This is a genomic window from Leptolyngbya sp. UWPOB_LEPTO1, from assembly GCF_017302695.1.
Lineage (GTDB): Bacteria > Cyanobacteriota > Cyanobacteriia > Leptolyngbyales > Leptolyngbyaceae > Leptolyngbya > Leptolyngbya boryana.
The window spans coordinates 1-18,094 of record NZ_JAFLCJ010000012.1 but is presented as its reverse complement, the minus strand read 5'-3'; the positions used below and the strand labels follow the sequence as shown (position 1 = coordinate 18,094).

The window sequence follows — 18,094 nt, the reverse complement described above, 5'->3', positions numbered from 1 at the left end:
CATTTATTGTGCGTGATGATTGTGCCCTGCGTCTCTATTTTGCTAAGTGCGGGTTTCCCCACCTGCGGAAAGTGGGGAGTGGGGAGGTGGGGGATGATCTAGGTCGGAACCTTCACCGTCACATACAACGCTGGACGCATCGGTAATCCCAATGACTCCCACAACACCACAGGCTCGATCGCTGGAATCGCATCCACCTCGATCGATAAGGCTTGATAGTCTTCTAGTTCTGGGGATAAAAATTTTGGCTCAAGCTGTCGATGTTTTTTGAGCGAAGATAAAGCTTCTGATAATAATGGCTGGTCACCCCAAGCAGGCGTATCCCAAGCGCTGATGACGAAAGCTAAAGCGACTTCTGGAAGCGTCGGCTTTTTCTCAGCGCAGCAATAGTTGTAGCAGTAGATATTGAGAGCCGCCTTGCCCATCAACGACTGAGACGGTGGATTAAAATCAACCCGTTCAACTTCATTCAGAGAAGTCTCGATCGCCAGCACATTTGCTAGCGCTTTAGAAATGGCAGGAATCATTATCTTATGTAGCGATTAAAGGGGACAGTTTATGACGATCACAGAGAAGAGATCGTTAGCCGTAAGTCGAACTGAGTCAATAGAAACGATGAAAACCGAGATGTAGCGGGTAAAAGATGGCAATTAGCACCGTATAGAGTACCGATGCGAAATTAGGTCTTTACAAAATAGGTGTTAAATAAATTGCCTCCCTCCGGGAAATTACTGAGATATTTATTAGAATCCGTGGGAATTTTGAGGACTTTTCGGACTCTGGGTTATACAAAAGTATGGTTCTTTATCAATGTGCTTAACTTGTAACCGATCGTATTGGATTACAAGCAAAAAGCACGCACTTTTTAAGATATTTTGTCGTGTTTCCCTAACTTCGGATTCTTGTGGTGTTATGCAAGCTGTCCATTCATTTAAGCGGTTTCCCTCTGCGATCGTATCCCATACGGTCGAGCCTTCCACAGTTGCTGAGAATCCAATTCAAGCGTTTTGTCGGTTGCAAATTGAGCAGATTTTGTCTCAATTTCCAGATCTCGGCATTCGTTTAGTTTTTCATTCTCCAGAACATTCAAAACGTCAGTGTTTGCTTTATGGTCGCGAATTTTGGTCAGTGTTAGATACGGAGGCTCAAGCATTTTTGGCATCCGAAACTTGGTGGATCAAAAATTCGATCGGGCGATTGATTAAAGTTTTTACAAAATCAAAACCTCGATTCTATGCTTGCCCGATTAGTCCCACCAAACCGGAATACCTGTTGCTTGGAACCCCCAAACTTCTTACGGCAAAGCAGAAAAGATTGATAGAAAACTGCGCAAATCTGTTGAGCCATCATCTCTCAATGGTGCGCGAACTTTATACACAACGCCAGTCGTACCAACAGTTAGAGCAAAAAAACAACCACATTGAGCATCAGGTAAAAAGTCCGATCGCGCTAGTTCAAATTTATACTGAGATGCTACTGACGACTGTTTCTGAACAGCACTCCAGATCGCATCTCGAATCAATTCAGGCATCGATTCAGGATATCAGCCGTCATCTGAAGCAATTGACCGTCAAACAGAAACCGCTGCGAATTGCGGAACACAATTTGAGTGAACTGATCACGGAAAGTCTCAAACAGTTGCAGCCTTGGCTGACTGAGAAGGACATTACTGTGAACTATTCGCGATCGCTGATGCTGATCGATGTCGATGCCTGGCAATTTAAGCAGGTGTTGGATAACTTGATTTCCAATGCGATTCATTTCAGCCCTATCTCTAGTCAGATTGATTGCCACTGGGAAGTGACCGACCAGGAAATCGTGATCGAAATCTCCGATCACGGTGTGGGTTTGTCTGAGAGTGATGTCGAAAATCTCTGTACTCCGTTTTATTCTCGTCGTCCGGGTGGAACAGGATTAGGACTTTCGATCGCTCAAAAGATCATTCACGCGCATAATGGTCGCCTATGGGCAGGCAATTTACCAGAAGGCGGCGCGAAGTTTTCGGTGGCGCTGCCTCGATATAGCCCCAAATTATCGATCGTGCCTGCGATCTAACGGTTCCATTTTTACGAGTTCACTATGTCCACTCCTGCCACTATTCAGCAAACCTCTGTTCTGCTTGTCGATGATGATGCTCGGTTCCGTCAGGGTCTACAAACCTTGCTTCAGTTCTATAACACGACGAATGATCAACGATTTACAGTAGTGGGTGAAGCAGCTTCTTCACAGCAAGCGGTGCAACTGGCAATGGAGCAGCACCCTATGCTCATTCTGCTGGATATGGAGCTAGCAACCGGAGATGGGATTGCGACCTTGATGGAGTTAGCAAAGCTAGATCTACGATCGCGCATTCTCGTTTTGTCTGGTCATCAAGAGGATGAATGGGTGTTTCGAGCAATGCGGGCTGGCGCAAATGGCTATGTCGTGAAGGATGATCTGGCGACGCAGTTATTTCAAGCGATCGAGACGGTTTTGAGTGATCAGATTTATTTGTCTCCAGAATTGGCAACGCGATTTTTTCAGACGTTCCGGTTTTACAACGGGCAAGCTTCAGAAGCGAAGGTAAAGTTACACTTGACGGAGCGCGAGCAAGAGGTGTTGCACTGGTTGGTGCAAGGCGCTTCTAATGAGGAGATTGCAGCCCATTTATATATTTCAGTCGCGACAGTGAAGGCGCATTTGACGGCGATTTTCAACAAACTAGGTGTGACAAGTCGAACGCAGGCAATTATTAAAGCGTTAAAGATGGGACTAGTCGGTTATTCTTGATGCTGCCTACGAAGCGAGTTAATCTTTGGGAATTGATAAAGTAGGCAACGATGGGCGAGACGATCGCTCTGGTAAGGCTCGCATTGGCGCTCGTCGAGAAGATTCAGTCGAAACTTTCATCGGTGCAGGGCGATGCGACAAATGCCACCATCGCAAGGCTAACGCGATCGTCACCGTGCTCAATCCGAAAATCACCAATGAAGTGCTTTGATCAATCCCACCGATCGCGACATTCATTGCACCCGCAGTCAGAATAAATCCTGTGATCGGCTCTTTACGATAAACCGTTCTCAAAATGCGAAACCATAAAGCATTCATCATAGTCATTTCATATTCAGGATTTTGAAACGTGACCTCCGAGTCCTGGGGAAACTGAGAGGTCATACCTTTTCTCTAGCTTAGCTAACCGCAACGGATTCAGACAGCGAGATCTGAGTCACGATCGTGTTACATCCTAGCCATTGCTGTGCCAATTGCATGAATGGTTTCGGATCACCGCTGACATAAAACCGCGTCGGCATCGGAGAACGCTGATTTCGCAGTCCCAAGATCTCCAATTCCTGAGCCGCTGCTTTCGCCACATGCACTGCCGGGTCAACAAACTGCACCGAAGCAGGCACGATCGATTTCAACACAGGTGCTAAATGCGGATAATGCGTACAGCCATAAATCAGCGTGTCAATTTCTTGGTCGAGTAACGGTTGTAAATAGTTTTGAGCCACTTTGTAGGTGTAAGGATCGTCGATGCGTCCTTGCTCGATTAAGGGCACAAATTCAGGACAGCCGACCTGCCAAACTTCAGCCGTGGGATCGACTTCGAGAATCGCTTGTCGATACGCATCGCTCGCAGCCGTTGCTGGCGTTGAAATGACTCCGATGCGTCTGCCTTGTCGGACGGCGGCACTTGCACCCGGTAAAATCACGCCCAAAATCGGTAAGTTGGGATATTCCTGACGTACCGTTTCGATCGCTAAAGCCGAACTCGTATTACACGCCATGATCACCATTTTGGCGCGGTGAGCCACCATCCAATCGAGAATTTCGCGCACGAATTGAATAATCTCAGACTGCGATCGCGTTCCGTAGGGCAATCGCGCTGTATCGCCAAAATACAAAAGTGATTCATTCGGTAATTGACGGTACATTTCGCGTAGCACGGTCAAACCGCCGACCCCGCTATCGAAAAGCCCGATCGGATCAGAGCCATTCGGGAGATCTCGCAGAAATCCCCCAAAATTCGATACTTCCATGTTCATGCTGAATCCTCACACCAATGTAAAACGCCCAAATCAGAAAAAATTCCTGCTTGAATTGTAAATGTGTACTTCGATTCCTGAACCGTCCTTTTCGGACGTTTCTACAATCAAAATCCAAAATCTAAAATTCAAAATCCTCTATCTGACTGTTAACTTTTTTCTAAGTCTAGGCGGTCTTGCTCAGAGGCTCAAGATCGACTTCAGAGAAGAAATCATGAATTCTATTTGCAGAAATACTTGAGAGGAAAGCGCGATCGCTTCTGTCGGGAGGTCAGATTGTTGAGCAGGGTTGCCAATGTTGTCGGGCTGCATTCCGGGGAAGTACGGATAATTCTGCGTCAGAGGGTTAGAATCTGAGGAAGTTTCGTAGAGTGTGGATGGGTTATGAGTACTGCCTCTAAGCTTGAACTGATGCTGAGTTTTCAAGATGCGGAGAGTCCTGAGAAGCAGGAGAAATTGACACAGACGCTCTGGCAGCAGATGAGACAGATTGACGGAGTGAAGGTCGATCGCGTCAGTGATGACAATCCGCCGGAGGGCAGTAAGGCGTTTGGGTCGTTTTTGTTGGGGTTGCTGAGGGCGACGGTGACGTTGGAGGGGTTGAAGTCGCTGTTTGGGTTTTTGGGCGATCGCTTGGGGAATAAGCCGATCAAGATTAAGGCGAAGTTTGCGGATGGGCGTGAGGTTGAACTCGAAGCGAGTAGTCGTGAGGAGTTGGCGCTGGCGGAAGAAACGTTGAAGCGGTTGGCTCAAACTTTGTAGGACGATGGCAAAGATAGCATTGCTGATTGGCGTGAGCGAGTACGCTGAGGGGTTGAAGTCGTTGCCTGCGGCGGTGAAGGATGTAGCGGCGATGCGATCGATATTGAGCGATCCAGAGATTGGTGGGTTCGATCGTGTTGTGCCGCTTGAGAATCCAGATTTACAGACGATGCAGGAGGAGATTGCTACGCTCTTTAGCGAGTGTGGTGAGGAAGATCTATTGCTGCTGTATTTTTCGGGGCATGGGATCACGGATGAGTTTGGCAAGTTTTATTTCAGCAATCGGAGTTCGAGAAAGTTAGCGGATGGCAGGCTGAATAAGGGTACGGCGGTTCCTGCGAGTTTTGTGCATGACCAGATGGAGAATTGCGAGTCGCGGCGGATGGTCGTGATTTTGGATTGCTGTAATAGTGGGGCGTTTGGGGCGAATGTTGCGCGGGATGAGGGGACGATCAACTTTTCTCGGCAGTTGGGTGGAGAGGGGCGGATTGTGCTGACTTCTTCTTCGGCGATCGAGTATTCGTTTGAGCGGTCTGGGGAGGAGTTGGCGATTTATACGCGCTATCTGGTGGAGGGGTTGCGGACGGGGGCGGCGGATCTCGATGAGGATGGGTTGATTTCGGCGAATGAGTTGCATGAGTTTGTTAGGACGAAGCTAAAGCGGGCGATGCCTTCAATGCACCCGGAGCGGTATGTGGTGCGGGATGGGGAGAAGATTGTTTTGGCGCGGGCATTCGTTGATGTTGCTCAGAAGTATCGCAAATTGGTAGAGCAGTATTGCGCGGAAGGTGAGATTCGTCCGGCGGGGCGGAGAATGCTCGATCGAAGAGCGCAAGGTTTTGGACTGGATGCGGCGGTGGCGAGGCAGATTGAGGATGAAGTGCTTCAGCCGTATCGAGAACATCGGGCGAATTTGGCAGAGTATGAAGAGGTTTTGCGCGAATGTAGGTTTCCGTTAGATAAACGAGATCGACGAGAGCTACAAGAGCTTCAGCAGGAATTAGGTCTGACGGATGAGAGTGTTTTAGAGATTGAGCGGCGGATTGTTCCTGATGCAAAGGATGTAGAGGTTCCAGTTTCTGTAGAGCCTAAACCAACAATCAAAGAGCCTTCAAAGCCTTCGCTTCCGGTTTTTAGTTTTGAAGTGATTACGGTCAACGATCGAGGAAAAGAAATAGATCGTCGTCAAAGTCAAGCAAGTTACCGTCGAGAAGAACTCGCGCAAGGTGTCTTTCTCGATATGGTTTGGATTCCAGGTGGAACCTTTTGGATGGGTGCGGCAGAGGGAGAGTTAGAAGCAAGAGATAGTGAGAAGCCGCAACATCAAGTCACGATCAAGCCTTTTTTCATGGGTAAGTATGCAGTGACTCAGGCGCAATGGAAAGAGATCGCTCACCTGCCAAAAATCAATCGCGATCTCAAGCCAGAACCATCGAGTTTCAGAGGTCAAGAGCGACCTGTTGAACGAGTGTCTTGGGAGGATGCGATTGAGTTTTGCGATCGATTATCTCGAAAAACTGGACAGCAATATCGATTGCCGAGTGAAGCTGAATGGGAATATGCGTGTCGGGCTAGAACAACGACACCGTTTCATTTTGGAGAAACGATTACGCCTGCTCTAGCAAACTATAACGGCAATTACACTTATGCGAATGTGCCGGAAGGAATTTACCGAGCACAAACAACGAATGTAGGCAGTTTTCCCCCGAATGCTTTTGGACTTTTTGATATGCACGGTAATGTTTGGGAGTGGTGCGCTGATCCTTGGCGTGACAGCTATACGGATGCACCCACTGACAGGCTCGTTTGGGAAATGGAAAGAGATCGAGAGAACAACCGCCGAGTCTTGCGTGGCGGTTCCTGGTACTACAGTCCGCGGGCTTGTCGTTCTGCCTCTCGCGACGACGATCCGCCCGTCTACTGCAGCTTCACTAACGGTTTTCGTATTGTTTGTTCTGCTCCAATGGCTCTGTAGCCCCTTACCCTCATGCCTTTTGCCCTTGTTTCTTTTATCTCCTTTTCGCGCTCTGCTTGATCAAATCTTCTGAGCATTTTGGGAAAGCGATCAACGGATTTACGATTGTGATTCATCGATCGTCGTCTGCGATTCATTAGATGACGATCGCGATTGTTCGATCGTCAATGACGATTCATCGAGCGACGTTTACGAGAGATCGAACATCGTGAGTGGATCACTGTAATATCATTCGCGATTCATCGAGCGACGTTCGCGAGGATTTGAACATCAAGCGTGAATGTTCGATCGTCATTGAAGATGTATTGATCATCGTTTGCGAGGATTTGAGTATCAAGCGTGAATGTTCGATCGATGTTGGAGATGTATCGAACACCGTTGGAGATGTATCGATCTACGTGACCCATAAAATTTTCTTTGACGTATGCAATAATTTATAGAGCGCTTGTACTCATCTCATCACATTTCCGTTTCCAATGACGCGACAGCCCTTCGACGAATTTTCCAAACAACTCTTTGAAGCGCTCCTCACACCTTATGGACGAGTCACCATCGATCGCACCGTTCCCGGAGAAGCTCGTCGCATCGACATCTACTTTGAGCCAGACGACTCAGTTCAACTCGACCCCAACGAACTGGGTCAACTCGCCCAATTAAGCACAAGCAAATCCCTATTTGAGCCATTTCGCAATCCTCCAACCGCAACCGATATCCGTAGCTGTGTTTCAAAACTCTATTTCCTTCATGCCGAACTCGATCGCGCCGCCGAACACACCCTCCCAGATTCAGAACAACCGCAATTATGGATTCTGGCATCTTCTGTTTCTGATCGAGTTCTAAACGACTTTGGCGGCAAACTTCAGGAAGAAGACGGGATTTATCTTTTCGATCGAGGTTGGCGAACAGGCTTAATCAACATTGCTGAATTACGCTCAACTGAAGAAACTTTATGGCTCAGGCTACTCGGCAAAGGCACAACTCAAGAACAAGCGATCGAAGAGCTACTCATGCTGCCAGAAAACACCCCAAAGCGTTCCACAGCCCTTGATCTATTAGCCCGCTGGAACCTTAGTATAAAAGTAACTGAAACTCTTGACGCAGAGGAGAAGCGATTTCTAATGGCACTCTCAAAAGCATATTTAGAATGGGAACGTCAAACGCTCGCGACCGGAAGAAGACAGGGAATTGAGCAAGGAATTGAGCAAGGAATTGAGCGCGGGAAAGCTGAACTGATCTTGATGCAACTGCGATCGCGCTTCTCTCTGCCCGAACCCCTCGAACTTCAAATCCAGCAACTCCCGATCGCACAACTTGACCAACTCGCGATCGCACTGTTGAATCTCAGTACGATCGCAGAATTAGAGCAATGGTTGGCAGAACCCCGCTGATTCTCAAAACTAACTGCGTCTACCCAAGTACTCAAGAATCCCACGTGCAATCGATTCTGCCATCCGTTGCCGGAATGTCGTATCTGACAACCTGCGCGCATCATCTCGCCCTGTGACAAACCCAAGTTCGAGTAAGACTGAGGGCATTGAGGTGCGCCGCAGTACATAAAATCGAGCGCTGCGAACTCGGCGATCGGGCGCGCCAGTGCCCGCCAAGATATTGCGATGAATCGTCTGGGCGAGTTCCAATCCACTTTGGAAATAGTAGGTTTCGACTCCATTGATATCGGGACGGCTCATGCTGATTGCATTCGCGTGAATGCTGACAAAAATTGTGGCTCTAGCGCGTTCAGCAATATCGACACGGGGCTGCAAATCGAGATCAATATCTGCATTGCGCGTCATCACAACCTGAACATTACTACGTTCTAAGATGTCTCGCACGCGGCGGCTGACATCGAGAACGATTTCTTTCTCTTGAATTCCACCAATTCCGACTGCTCCAGGATCGGGTCCACCATGTCCGGGATCGAGGATAACGACTTGACGACCGCTTGGGATCGGGCGGGGAACTGGGGGGGGAGTGGGACGTGGGGTGACGGGTTGTGGGGTGATAGGGGGTGGGGTGACGGGGAATAAGCCCGATCGAGTAAATGGAACCGTCAATTGTTGTGGGCTAGACTGCACGATCGCGCCAATTTGGTTGCCAGACGCAGGAATGATCAAGACTGCAACGTCATTGCCTTCTTGCCGAACTTGGGCACGAAGTAGGGGACTGTTGGCAGGGAGTTGAATCGTTCTAAGATCCGTACGGGCAGAGCGAATCAGGATACGATAAGCTCCTGAAGGGCGATCCCATCCGGCGCTGTAGTTGAGAGCCTGATTGCCTCGGATCACGAGTTGACGGTTGGCATCTAGTTCTACGGATTGGACGATCGCGGTTTGCGAAACGGGCTGTCCAGGACTCGCTCCGATCGTTTGGGGCAGAATTATCAAGCCCCCGGAAGGACTGACACTCGCCTGCCAATTTGGGCTTTGTTCAGAGAGTGTCAAAGTCACACGAACCACATCTGGCGAGAACTGGGTAATTTGAGCGCGAGAAACGCCATTCAAATTGACGGGCAAATCACGCGGGGAAAGATTTGGAGAAATCGTTGCGCCGTAAAAATCGAAAATCATTTGGCGGCGATCTCCGGATCTCAAGGAACGAATCTCCGGTGCACCTCCGGTCGATCGCAGAAAGAACCCATCTCCAGTCGCTTGCAGACTTTGTAGAAACGCGCGCGCATTAGTCGCAGGAGGAGTCGAGGAAATCGGCGGCGGGGTAACGGGTGAAGGCGTAACGGGTGAAGGATTAATCACGCCTGAAATTTGGGGATTCGGCAACTGCACCGACCATTGATTGGCGGCTCTCGGTTGGAACTGCACCTGATTAGGGTCGATCGTGTATCCGGGCGCATATTCAACGACCATGCGAGTCGTACCAGGAGCAAATTGCCCCACTCGAATCGCGCGAATCGCACCGTTATAGGATTCTGTGACTTGGGGGCGACCGAACGTGACACCGGGCATATCAATCACAAGACGAGTCGGATTGCTCAACAATTGCGCGGTGGGCTGCACGCCGTCATCGGTGAAAAATTCTAATTGAGTTTGAGTCGGACTTAACCGCCAAGACTGTAATCGGGCAGCCTGAGCCGGGAAAGTCAATAGTAAAAAATAAAAAGAGCAAAGCAAAAAGAAAGCTTGAACGCAAGATGTTTTCTGAGATTTGCTTGCGCGAGATGCCTTAATTTTTGTACTCATCGTGTGAAGACCGCGTTCCAACTTTTCTCTCCTTTGATGCGTGGTGTTGCACTCATTTCGTCAGCAACTTTTATCATTTGACCGTCAAAATTCGGCGGCAAAATGTTAAAGATTTCGCCTACAAATTCAATGATTCTGAATCTATTTTCAGTCCTCGCTCACCCACGATCGATGAATCCTTGCTCGGCTGAATCCTTGAATTCATGCCAGTATTCACCTCAGAAATCTAACCTTTATACACCAAATATCTTGAATCAGAATCAACGATACTGGATCGACTGACCTAATATCCTCAAACTCGTTCCTAGAATCTGGAAACTCTGTTCAATTGATTTGAGAAATCGGTTTGTTCTCTTCGATGAAGCTCGACGCAAAAAAACTCGATCGAGTTTCTGAATGGTTCGATCGAGTTTCTGGGAAATAGCGGTTGCATAAATTCAAAAGAGGTGAAACAACGGCATCTCTAACTCAACAGGGTGGAGTTAGGCTAGAGCATTCTAGTACAGATGCCGGGATCACAGCATATTTTTTTGCTCATATATCGTCTGGCGCACTGAGAACTGGAGCCGACTCTTCTCGTTGGAAAACCAGCCGCAGTAAAGGCGGTGCGACGAATGTGGTTAAGATCACCATGACGATAATCGCAGCTTGTAAGGCATCGGAGAGAATGCCTGTATTTGCCCCAAATGACGCAAACACGAGTCCAACTTCGCCTCGTGGAATCATCCCGACTCCGATCGCGAGTCGATTTAATCCAGGCTGACCAAACACCGTAAATCCAGTCACGACTTTTCCTAAAATCGCCACAACAATTAGAAATCCGGACATGATCAAGCCTTCATGATTCGCTGGATCGAACGGGTTGAGGACGCTGACATCGGTTCTTGCTCCGACAACGACGAAGAAAACCGGGACAAGCATATCTGCGATCGGCTTAATCTGAGCTTCGAGTTCTTCACGTTTTTCGGTTTCCGCCAAAATTAATCCGGCAGCAAACGCCCCTAAAATCGCTTCTAACTGAATCACAACTGCAATATCCGACAGAATGAATGCCACAATCAAAGCACTGACGAGTAATTGACCCCGGGTTTTCAATTCATTGACCAGCGTGACAAAAAACGGGCTAACTAATCGTCCTAACCACAAACTGCCAATCAAGAAAATTGCCGCACTAATAATCAAATAAATGACGCTCGAAACCTGCACTTCGCCTGTTTTTGCCAAACCTGCGACGACTGCGAGCACAATAATTCCGAGAACATCATCGAGCACTGCTGCGCCGATAATAATCTGTCCTTCTTTCGAGCTAATGCGCTGAATTTCGGACAAGACTCGTGCGGTAATGCCGATACTGGTCGCTGTCAAAGCAGCTCCTGCAAAAATCGCAGGAATCGCAGGCACGTGAAAGAGGAGCATTAAGCCTGCGGTTCCCAATCCAAATGGCACAGCCACCCCCACGCAGGCGACCACCGCAGCTTGATAACCGACTCGAATTAATTCTTTGAGGTCAGATTCTAGTCCGATCTCAAACAGCAGAATCACGACTCCGATTTCTGCCAAGACTGAGATCACTTCACTCTGCGATTCAAATACGCTATTGAGTGCTTCGGGGCTGAGGTTGGCAGTCATTTGCAGGGCTTGCATGATCAGCGATCGACTGGCATCAAAATCGGCACTGGGAAACACTAACAAATGCAGTGCCGAAACTCCAACCACAACCCCTGCAACCAATTCGCCTAACACAGAGGGCAAATCAAGGCGGGCACAAATTTCTCCGCCGATTTTACTTGCGAAATAGACAACGACTAGGCTTAACAGAACGCCTGCGAGAACAAGAGACCCGCTTTCTGCGCTGGCTTCTGCAATGAGCGGATGAGAAAAGACGAGTGAGGAAAGGGAATTGATCATAATCCGACCGATCGAAAATCCCTTTCACTGTACTTGGTCTCAGGGATTTCTTCAGCCAACGAGCTTACCGAATCGATCGTAAATGAAAAGGACTTGTTACAATCCTTTATAATGTTAGAAAATCACTCTCTAAAACCAATATGGAACCAGCATTCGCGCTGAATATCTCGCTCTGTGTAGCGATCGTTGGACTGACCGGATACGCGATTTACACTGCTTTTGGGCCGCCTTCGGTTGATTTGGATGACCCGTTTGAAGATCATGAAGACTAAAAATTAGAGGGTGTCGAAGGATGCCCTCTTTTTGTGAGATTTATAATGAGGGAGCGAAAAGATTTAGTCGCGCACTGTTTCCAAGGAATCGCTCATCATGCGGATTACGATCGATCTTCCTCAAGATTTGCAAGTTCACCTCGCTGAACAAGCTCAACAACTTAATTTGTCGGTTGAAACGCTCATTCTTCAATCCCTTCAAGAGCGGTTTCAAGCTCCTGATCCAGATGAAACTCCAACGGAGACGGTGATTGAGGGAATTCATCAGGGGTTATATGAAGCGCTAACGGGGCAGACGATTCCGCTGTCGCAGATGTGGGATGGAATTGATGCCGACTGATTTGCCTTTTGTTCGGATTGAACTTGCTCCCCGCTTCAAACGAGACTTACGCGCTCTTGCTAAATCGTATCGTCACGTTCGATCTGATCTTCAACCGCTGATTGATCAACTTCAGGCAGGCGAGCTTCCTGGCGATCGTATTTCTGGAGTCAAATACACGGTTTTCAAAGTTCGTTTAAAGAATCGTGATGTTCAGAAAGGAAAGAGCGGCGGCTACCGAGTAATTTACTATCTCAAAGCAGGTGACTTGATCATTCTGGTTACGATTTACTCCAAATCAGACCTTACCGATGTTGGTGCTGAAGTGGTTGAAGACGCGATCGCAAAGTACGAGAAAGAACTCCAGTCTGATTCTTCCGATTTGGAGGAGCGCTAGACATAGTTACCCCTTCTTTTCAATTCGATAAGACCGAATTTGCCAGGGTTCGATTTTCGTGGAAGTGTTGATCGGTCTTTCGAGTAAATCAACGGCTTCAATGATCTCGAAGTCGCCTTTTAAGTTGAGTTCTGCAGGTTCTCCGTGGCATTCGTAGCAGCGCAGAATGTACTCGTCTGGATTGTCCTCGGATTGCTTCAGGCTAGAGAGGATAAGATTGTCTGCTCCTAGATCGAGGAATGAATGAACGGGGGGAAGTGTGCCGTTTTCGGGGATTTTTTCCAGCACGATCGCTTGCATTGGATTGCAAAATTCTGCGGCTTTGCGAACGGTTTGAGCTTCTTTCCAGTTTCCAGCGTGCGGATAGATTGCATAGCTAAATGTATGGTGTCCTAAGTCAGCTTCTGGATCAGGGAATTCTGAGCCGCGTAGTAATGTGAGTCTAATCTGATTGGATGTGCAATCGTATCCATGTTTGGATTCGCTGAGAATGCTAATTCCATAATTTTCGTCGCTCAAATCTGCCCAACCGAGGGCAGAGACTTCCCATTTTGCTTTTTCGGCTTCGGTTTGGGGAATTGTAGTGCGCTCGATCGCGCCTCCTGCAATTTCATAAGTTGCAAAATTCGCTTCAATGTTAAGCGGAAATGCTGTTTTCACAAGAACATGCCGCTCTTGCCAATTGATAGTGTTCAGAACATTTAAGATAGGCGCATTTTGTTCAAGGCTATAGGTTTGGACGAAGGTTGACTGCCCAATTCGACGACGTACAGAAATATAAGATTGAAAAGAATGTTGAGGGTTAAATGTAGAACCTAGAGGTGGATGCACTAGACCCAGTTTGATATCTAGCAGTTCTGGACTTGGTAAGGCATAGTTGGAGTAATTTGGATCAATATTCCAAGCATCCCAATACTGACCTTCATCCCGAAATACTTGGATCTGAGTACCAGAAGCGCCCAGAATCTCGCGCTGATCTTGTTTATCAAAAATACTTTTTAAATTACCAGTTTCCAGATCAATAGAAACCTTTAAAAAATCATTTTCAAGTGTTGATGTTTCTGGGAATTTAGGTAAGAGAAGCTCTTCAGTTTCAATTGGAATAAGCCAAAAGCATTTATATCCTATCGCTGGAATATCTTCAGCGTAGAAATCAATCAAATCGCTCTTTAACTTTTGATTTGAATTGTAGTAGTAACATTGCTTTTCGATCTGATTACCTTCTAAATCAGTGATTCGCCATTGTAGAGAATTATTATGTAAAAGCTCGATATCATTTGGAATCCAAGTATAAACTAGTTGGCTTTGTTGCCAATTCAGTGGATTAAAGACCACAACTAACTTGGCATTCGGATGTGGTAAAGATGGAACTCGAATGTGCGCTCCGATTGACTGCTTTGCTCTCATGCTGAATCCCGTAGCCGAAAAACATGCGTCTTTCCAAACTTTATTCGCGTCCCGAAAGACTTGCTGAATTGAAGTTCCTGGCAGAATATCGTGAAATTGATTAAATAAAACTTGCTTCCAAGCCTCTTCTATTTCTAACTCTGAATTAAAATTTTGTTCTGCAATCCCTAGCTGTGATGTCCAAATGTCTGCTTCTCGTAATACTGCTTCACCCCACCGATTGAAACTTTTCTGATCGCCATGCGTTGTATAGCAACCTCGATGAAATTCTAGATAAAGCTCGTCATTCCAAGTGTCTTTCGGAGCTTCTAAGCTTTCTAAGTATTTCAATGCGGTAGTAAATTCTAGCTTTGGAAAAAAGGGCGATCGCTTCCACCGCTCTGCAATTTCCAACATGTCGCGTGTTGGGCCTCCGCCATGATCGCCCACACCAAATAACCACAGCGCATGAGGTTGACCCGTTTTCTTCACCCAATCCCAAGCAAACTGTGCCATTTTGATCGGATCAATTCCTTCCCCGATCGGCGAAGACATCAAACTCTTTACTTGGCTACCATCCGGTGCTTGCCAGTTAAACCATTCGTAGGGAAATTGCGTTGTATCATTCCAGCGCAGCTTTTGCGTCACAAAGTAATCAATGCCTGCTAGCTTCAAAAACTGCGGCGTTTGCCAATTGAAGCCAAAGGTATCCGGTAGCCATGCGACTCGGCAGATTGCACCAAACTTCTCTTGACAGTAGCGTTGACCATACAAGAGATGACGCGCGATCGATTCTGCATTGATCAGATTCATCTCTGGCTCAACCCACATGCCGCCGACAATTTCCCAGGTTCCAGCTTTTACCTGTGCTTGAATCTGAGCAAATAGCTCCGGTCGATTCTGTTCAACCCATTCAAATAAAGCTGGAGTCGTATGGCAAAACGTCAGCTCAGGAAAGTCTTTCTGCAAATTGAGTACCGAAACAAAGGTACGTTCTGCGGCTCTCCATGTTTCTTCCACATTCCAAAGCCAAGCCATATCTAAATGAGCATGACCGAGAAGGTAAATCGTATGTTGTTTGATTTGGGTACTAAATGGTAAAAGTGAATTTCTTAGTACTGCTAGAGATTGATGAAACTGCGATCGGTTACTAACCTGCCAATCCAATTCAAATTCAAGCTTGTCTAACTCAAACGCTTCAACATAGCTCTGAATTACTTCCAATTCATCCGCGACAAAGCCCGGATCGATCTCGTCGTAATTCGACTCGTAAATTAGACGCGATCGCATCAATCCGCCAATGTCATGTCCCGGACTGACCAATCGAATCGCAACTGCAATCTTCTCGCCTGGAACTGTGGCAGAACTCAACACAATCCGACAAGAATGATCAAATAAATCCCCTTCCTGAACCTTCTGCCCGTTCACAAAGACTTCAGCCAGTTCCGCCCACCAGGTTAATGCCAACCGCAGCGTTAACCCTTCTAAGGGATAGCCTGCTAAGTCTTCCGGCACGCTAAACTCTTGATAGAACCAGCGAACCTTTCGCCCCTTCTCCCACACTAAATAGCGTTTCTCATTCAGCTCAAGTTTTGTAAAAGATTGTGTCGATAAATCTGCGATCGTACAATCCGTTTCGCAGACGAGCCAATGCTCGATCGCATCTGCTTGAACTAAATTTCTCAAACGCTCAATAAAAGAAGTGACAAATTCAACCATACCGATATGATATTGGGGTGGAAAATCGCGATTGTTACGATCGTCCTCAGTTTATGACCTCTCAACGCTATCAAAGCCAATTGTTTAACTTTGTCACGCAAAAGACTCAGAAATTTGCGGACAAGACGAGTACCTTATTGCGGCACGCCAAACTTGCTGCAATTTGGGGCACTCAAATTTTGCTGTATCCGGTCTACGCCCTCTTCCAGGGCACACGCTACGTTGGGCAGCAAATCGGGCAACGGGTAGAAAAAACAGTATTACGCTTGAAGATGAGTCGAGAGGAAATCGCGATCGACCCCGATAACAACCTCAGCGATGCGCCGATTCAAAATGTTCTGGTCGCTGTCAAACGCGCCTTAGTCAGCGGCGGCAATCTTCCCGTTCTCAAAGAACGGCATCCACTCGTCGTAATTGGACGATTCTTGTTCCGTCGCGACGAAGAAGCCCTAATTGTCTCGAATCCGTATCAAATTACCGCGATCGCTTGTACCGTTGATACCCAAAAAATCGTTTTGATTCTTGAAGATAATGTCATCTTCGACATTCTCACTCCAGAACAACAGCGTCAGATCGGACAGCGCATCCGGCTCGAACTCGCCCGCTACTGGCAATGGCGACGGAAGCTATATCTCAAATCTGCTCCCTTATCCTTGCCCGAAGATCGAGAAACTTTACTAGCTCCGATTCGAGTCTTCCGGCAATTAATGGCTTGGGTGCAGACTAGCCCAGTTGCGATCGCTGCCAACCTGTTCAACGAATCAGAACTCGTCGAAGTGGCAGAACTCACCTGGTTTGTTCCGAATGTTCCACTGTCGGCTTGGAATCCCACCGGACTGATTCCCACGCCTCCGAGCCGCAAAGCAGTGACCACTTGGTTTGCTCAAGCTCCGAACTTAGCTGATTTAGAAGCGTTAATCTGGGCAGCCATTCACTATTTCTTTGGCAACAAGCCTCGCTTGGCGACAGCAAATGGTGCTTTGTCAGACACAGTGGACTCCTCACCTTGGTTAAGCTTTACCGATGTCTTTGGTGGGGCGTTGCCGAATCAAGCTGTCAGCGAAATTCAGATCTTAGAAGGCTCGGCTGCCTTTAATGGAGTGTTGATGCCGAATCAAGCTCCATCGTTTACAGAATCGCTCTTCGAGCATGTTCAGCGCCATCTGAGAAGATTTTCTGGAAAAATCATTCTGCGATCGAAACCCAAACAGCGCGCTGCAAGCTTAAGCCGCATCGAAACCCGAATCACCCAAGTGTCGATCGAGTCCGCACAGCCGCTCGATTTTGGCACACCCACCGAACTGGCAACGACTCAAAAAGCATCTGTACCTGCGGTAAGACGGGTCGAACGGACTCAAGTAGAGACAGCATTTGATTGGATTGAAACCCCGGCGACTGAGGTCGAATACATCCTGAGCCGTTGGCAAAAAATTCTCAAATGGCTGGACAATTTGGTGCTTTGGATCGAGGAAAGAATCATTGCCTTCTGGCATTGGCTCCGCGAGCGCAATTAACAACGATCCCGTCCTCCTGTAAGATAAAGGGACTAATTTCAAACCCCGCCCAACCAGTTTGGAGTCATTCATATGATCACACTCAAAATCGTTGTCTATATCACGGTCTTCTTCTTTATCGGTCTGTTCGTCTTTGGATTTCTCTCGAACGACCCCTCGCGCAACCCCAACCGCCGTGATTTAGAATAATCCATTCTCGATTTTGAGAATGAAGAGGGCAGACATCTGCCCTTTTTTTTTCAGTCAATGCCGCAAGAGCGATGCGCGATCGACATTACTATCGATCAACCTCTAAAACCTACAAGGCTCTAACCGAACTCGTGGAATCAATTTGCTGAAATTCCCGTCAATCCGTTAAAGTGCCAATGCTGCCGTCTGCCTTCTGTTCCGAGTCGTATTTCTAAGACTATGCCCTATCTGGTTCAACCTCCTGCGATTGTTCAACCTGCCCCTGCCCCTACGCAGAAGCCCAACCTAGCGATCGAGCTTGCTCAAACCGCTCCGCCAGAGAAGCTTCCCGTTGAGTCAAAAAAAGCAGAAGACCTAACTGGAACTCAATCCATTTCAGCGATCGAACCCGATTGGCAATTTGCAACCTCAACCCCCCTCTCCCAAACCCCCCC

Annotated in this window: 18 protein-coding genes; 11 read left to right on the top strand and 7 right to left on the bottom strand. The window is 47.6% G+C overall.

The window, feature by feature from the left end; translation table 11 throughout:
• Positions 1-98 precede the first annotated feature (98 nt).
• Entirely contained in the window at positions 99-527 is a 429-nt protein-coding gene (locus J0L70_RS18095; protein WP_268184668.1) for a Pvc16 family protein, read from the bottom strand.
• Positions 528-912: 385 nt separating this feature from the next.
• Between J0L70_RS18095 and J0L70_RS18090 the strand changes: the two genes are divergently transcribed.
• Together J0L70_RS18090 and J0L70_RS18085 are read left to right on the top strand one after the other, a co-directional pair.
• The gene (locus tag J0L70_RS18090) at positions 913-2,055 is read left to right on the top strand and encodes a sensor histidine kinase (protein ID WP_017288238.1); all 1,143 of its coding nucleotides are present in this window, start codon (positions 913-915) and stop codon (positions 2,053-2,055) included.
• A gap of 24 nt (positions 2,056-2,079) precedes the next feature.
• Complete coding sequence (locus J0L70_RS18085; protein WP_017288239.1) at positions 2,080-2,769, top strand: LuxR C-terminal-related transcriptional regulator; 690 nt, start codon at positions 2,080-2,082, stop codon at positions 2,767-2,769.
• Positions 2,770-2,787: 18 nt separating this feature from the next.
• On the opposite strand, the gene J0L70_RS18080 is transcribed toward J0L70_RS18085, so the two are convergent.
• Together J0L70_RS18080 and murI are read right to left on the bottom strand one after the other, a co-directional pair.
• Complete coding sequence (locus J0L70_RS18080) at positions 2,788-3,153, bottom strand: hypothetical protein (protein WP_017288240.1); 366 nt, start codon at positions 3,151-3,153, stop codon at positions 2,788-2,790.
• 14 nt (positions 3,154-3,167) lie between these two features.
• The gene (gene murI, locus J0L70_RS18075; RefSeq protein ID WP_353736646.1) at positions 3,168-4,025 is read right to left on the bottom strand and encodes a glutamate racemase; all 858 of its coding nucleotides are present in this window, start codon (positions 4,023-4,025) and stop codon (positions 3,168-3,170) included.
• A gap of 384 nt (positions 4,026-4,409) precedes the next feature.
• On the opposite strand from murI, the gene J0L70_RS18070 reads away from it, so the two are divergent.
• On the top strand, positions 4,410-4,787 hold the full coding sequence (locus tag J0L70_RS18070) for a hypothetical protein (protein ID WP_190652881.1): 378 nt from the start codon (positions 4,410-4,412) through the stop codon (positions 4,785-4,787).
• Positions 4,788-4,791: 4 nt separating this feature from the next.
• Entirely contained in the window at positions 4,792-6,762 is a 1,971-nt protein-coding gene (locus J0L70_RS18065; RefSeq protein ID WP_287455434.1) for a caspase, EACC1-associated type, read from the top strand.
• A gap of 239 nt (positions 6,763-7,001) precedes the next feature.
• On the opposite strand, the gene J0L70_RS18060 is transcribed toward J0L70_RS18065, so the two are convergent.
• A complete protein-coding gene (locus J0L70_RS18060; protein WP_287455433.1) occupies positions 7,002-7,169 on the bottom strand; it encodes a hypothetical protein in 168 nt (55 codons plus the stop codon).
• 69 nt (positions 7,170-7,238) lie between these two features.
• On the opposite strand from J0L70_RS18060, the gene J0L70_RS18055 reads away from it, so the two are divergent.
• Positions 7,239-8,150 (top strand): DUF4351 domain-containing protein, encoded by a 912-nt coding sequence (locus tag J0L70_RS18055; protein WP_287455432.1) that lies wholly within the window; start codon positions 7,239-7,241, stop codon positions 8,148-8,150.
• Between the two features lie 9 nt (positions 8,151-8,159).
• Here the strand turns inward: J0L70_RS18055 and J0L70_RS18050 are convergent, their stop codons facing one another.
• Together J0L70_RS18050 and J0L70_RS18045 are read right to left on the bottom strand one after the other, a co-directional pair.
• Positions 8,160-9,860, bottom strand: a complete 1,701-nt coding sequence (locus tag J0L70_RS18050) for an N-acetylmuramoyl-L-alanine amidase (RefSeq protein WP_287455431.1) — start codon at positions 9,858-9,860, stop codon at positions 8,160-8,162.
• A gap of 630 nt (positions 9,861-10,490) precedes the next feature.
• The gene (locus J0L70_RS18045; RefSeq protein WP_017288249.1) at positions 10,491-11,864 is read right to left on the bottom strand and encodes a cation:proton antiporter; all 1,374 of its coding nucleotides are present in this window, start codon (positions 11,862-11,864) and stop codon (positions 10,491-10,493) included.
• A gap of 140 nt (positions 11,865-12,004) precedes the next feature.
• Between J0L70_RS18045 and psbN the strand changes: the two genes are divergently transcribed.
• The 3 genes from psbN (at position 12,005) to J0L70_RS18030 (ending at position 12,852) form a co-directional block, all read left to right on the top strand.
• Entirely contained in the window at positions 12,005-12,136 is a 132-nt protein-coding gene (gene psbN / locus J0L70_RS18040) for a photosystem II reaction center protein PsbN (protein ID WP_017288250.1), read from the top strand.
• A 97-nt stretch (positions 12,137-12,233) separates the two neighbouring features.
• Positions 12,234-12,476: a type II toxin-antitoxin system RelN family antitoxin gene (locus J0L70_RS18035; protein WP_017288251.1), complete on the top strand. Its 243-nt coding sequence runs from the start codon at positions 12,234-12,236 to the stop codon at positions 12,474-12,476.
• Positions 12,457-12,852 carry a type II toxin-antitoxin system RelE family toxin gene (locus J0L70_RS18030; protein ID WP_353736645.1) on the top strand — a complete coding sequence of 132 codons (396 nt, stop codon included), beginning with the start codon at positions 12,457-12,459 and terminating at the stop codon, positions 12,850-12,852. Before J0L70_RS18035 ends, J0L70_RS18030 begins: the two co-directional genes overlap by 20 nt.
• 6 nt (positions 12,853-12,858) lie before the next feature.
• Here the strand turns inward: J0L70_RS18030 and J0L70_RS18025 are convergent, their stop codons facing one another.
• The gene (locus J0L70_RS18025; protein WP_287455430.1) at positions 12,859-15,957 is read right to left on the bottom strand and encodes an alpha-mannosidase; all 3,099 of its coding nucleotides are present in this window, start codon (positions 15,955-15,957) and stop codon (positions 12,859-12,861) included.
• 17 nt (positions 15,958-15,974) lie between these two features.
• Here J0L70_RS18025 and J0L70_RS18020 point away from each other — a divergent pair, with 17 nt between their 5' ends.
• From J0L70_RS18020 to J0L70_RS18010, 3 genes are all read left to right on the top strand, one after another.
• Positions 15,975-17,471: a hypothetical protein gene (locus J0L70_RS18020; RefSeq protein ID WP_017288254.1), complete on the top strand. Its 1,497-nt coding sequence runs from the start codon at positions 15,975-15,977 to the stop codon at positions 17,469-17,471.
• Positions 17,472-17,543: 72 nt separating this feature from the next.
• Entirely contained in the window at positions 17,544-17,660 is a 117-nt protein-coding gene (locus J0L70_RS18015; protein ID WP_071596159.1) for a photosystem II reaction center protein I, read from the top strand.
• A 219-nt stretch (positions 17,661-17,879) separates the two neighbouring features.
• The coding region (locus J0L70_RS18010) for a hypothetical protein (protein ID WP_287455429.1) at positions 17,880-18,094 on the top strand (215 nt) is incomplete at its 3' end.

Excerpts from the sequence above, each read along its gene's own strand:
- J0L70_RS18095 (WP_268184668.1), bottom strand. The coding sequence starts at position 527 with ATGATTCCTGCCATTTCTAAAGCGCTAGCAAATGTGCTGGCGATCGAG.
- J0L70_RS18090 (WP_017288238.1), top strand. The coding sequence starts at position 913 with ATGCAAGCTGTCCATTCATTTAAGCGGTTTCCCTCTGCGATCGTATCC.
- J0L70_RS18085 (WP_017288239.1), top strand. The coding sequence starts at position 2,080 with ATGTCCACTCCTGCCACTATTCAGCAAACCTCTGTTCTGCTTGTCGAT.
- J0L70_RS18080 (WP_017288240.1), bottom strand. The coding sequence starts at position 3,153 with ATGACCTCTCAGTTTCCCCAGGACTCGGAGGTCACGTTTCAAAATCCT.
- murI (WP_353736646.1), bottom strand. The coding sequence starts at position 4,025 with ATGAACATGGAAGTATCGAATTTTGGGGGATTTCTGCGAGATCTCCCG.
- J0L70_RS18070 (WP_190652881.1), top strand. The coding sequence starts at position 4,410 with ATGAGTACTGCCTCTAAGCTTGAACTGATGCTGAGTTTTCAAGATGCG.
- J0L70_RS18065 (WP_287455434.1), top strand. The coding sequence starts at position 4,792 with ATGGCAAAGATAGCATTGCTGATTGGCGTGAGCGAGTACGCTGAGGGG.
- J0L70_RS18060 (WP_287455433.1), bottom strand. The coding sequence starts at position 7,169 with ATGGGTCACGTAGATCGATACATCTCCAACGGTGTTCGATACATCTCC.
- J0L70_RS18055 (WP_287455432.1), top strand. The coding sequence starts at position 7,239 with ATGACGCGACAGCCCTTCGACGAATTTTCCAAACAACTCTTTGAAGCG.
- J0L70_RS18045 (WP_017288249.1), bottom strand. The coding sequence starts at position 11,864 with ATGATCAATTCCCTTTCCTCACTCGTCTTTTCTCATCCGCTCATTGCA.
- psbN (WP_017288250.1), top strand. The coding sequence starts at position 12,005 with ATGGAACCAGCATTCGCGCTGAATATCTCGCTCTGTGTAGCGATCGTT.
- J0L70_RS18035 (WP_017288251.1), top strand. The coding sequence starts at position 12,234 with ATGCGGATTACGATCGATCTTCCTCAAGATTTGCAAGTTCACCTCGCT.
- J0L70_RS18030 (WP_353736645.1), top strand. The coding sequence starts at position 12,457 with ATGGAATTGATGCCGACTGATTTGCCTTTTGTTCGGATTGAACTTGCT.
- J0L70_RS18025 (WP_287455430.1), bottom strand. The coding sequence starts at position 15,957 with ATGGTTGAATTTGTCACTTCTTTTATTGAGCGTTTGAGAAATTTAGTT.
- J0L70_RS18015 (WP_071596159.1), top strand. The coding sequence starts at position 17,544 with ATGATCACACTCAAAATCGTTGTCTATATCACGGTCTTCTTCTTTATC.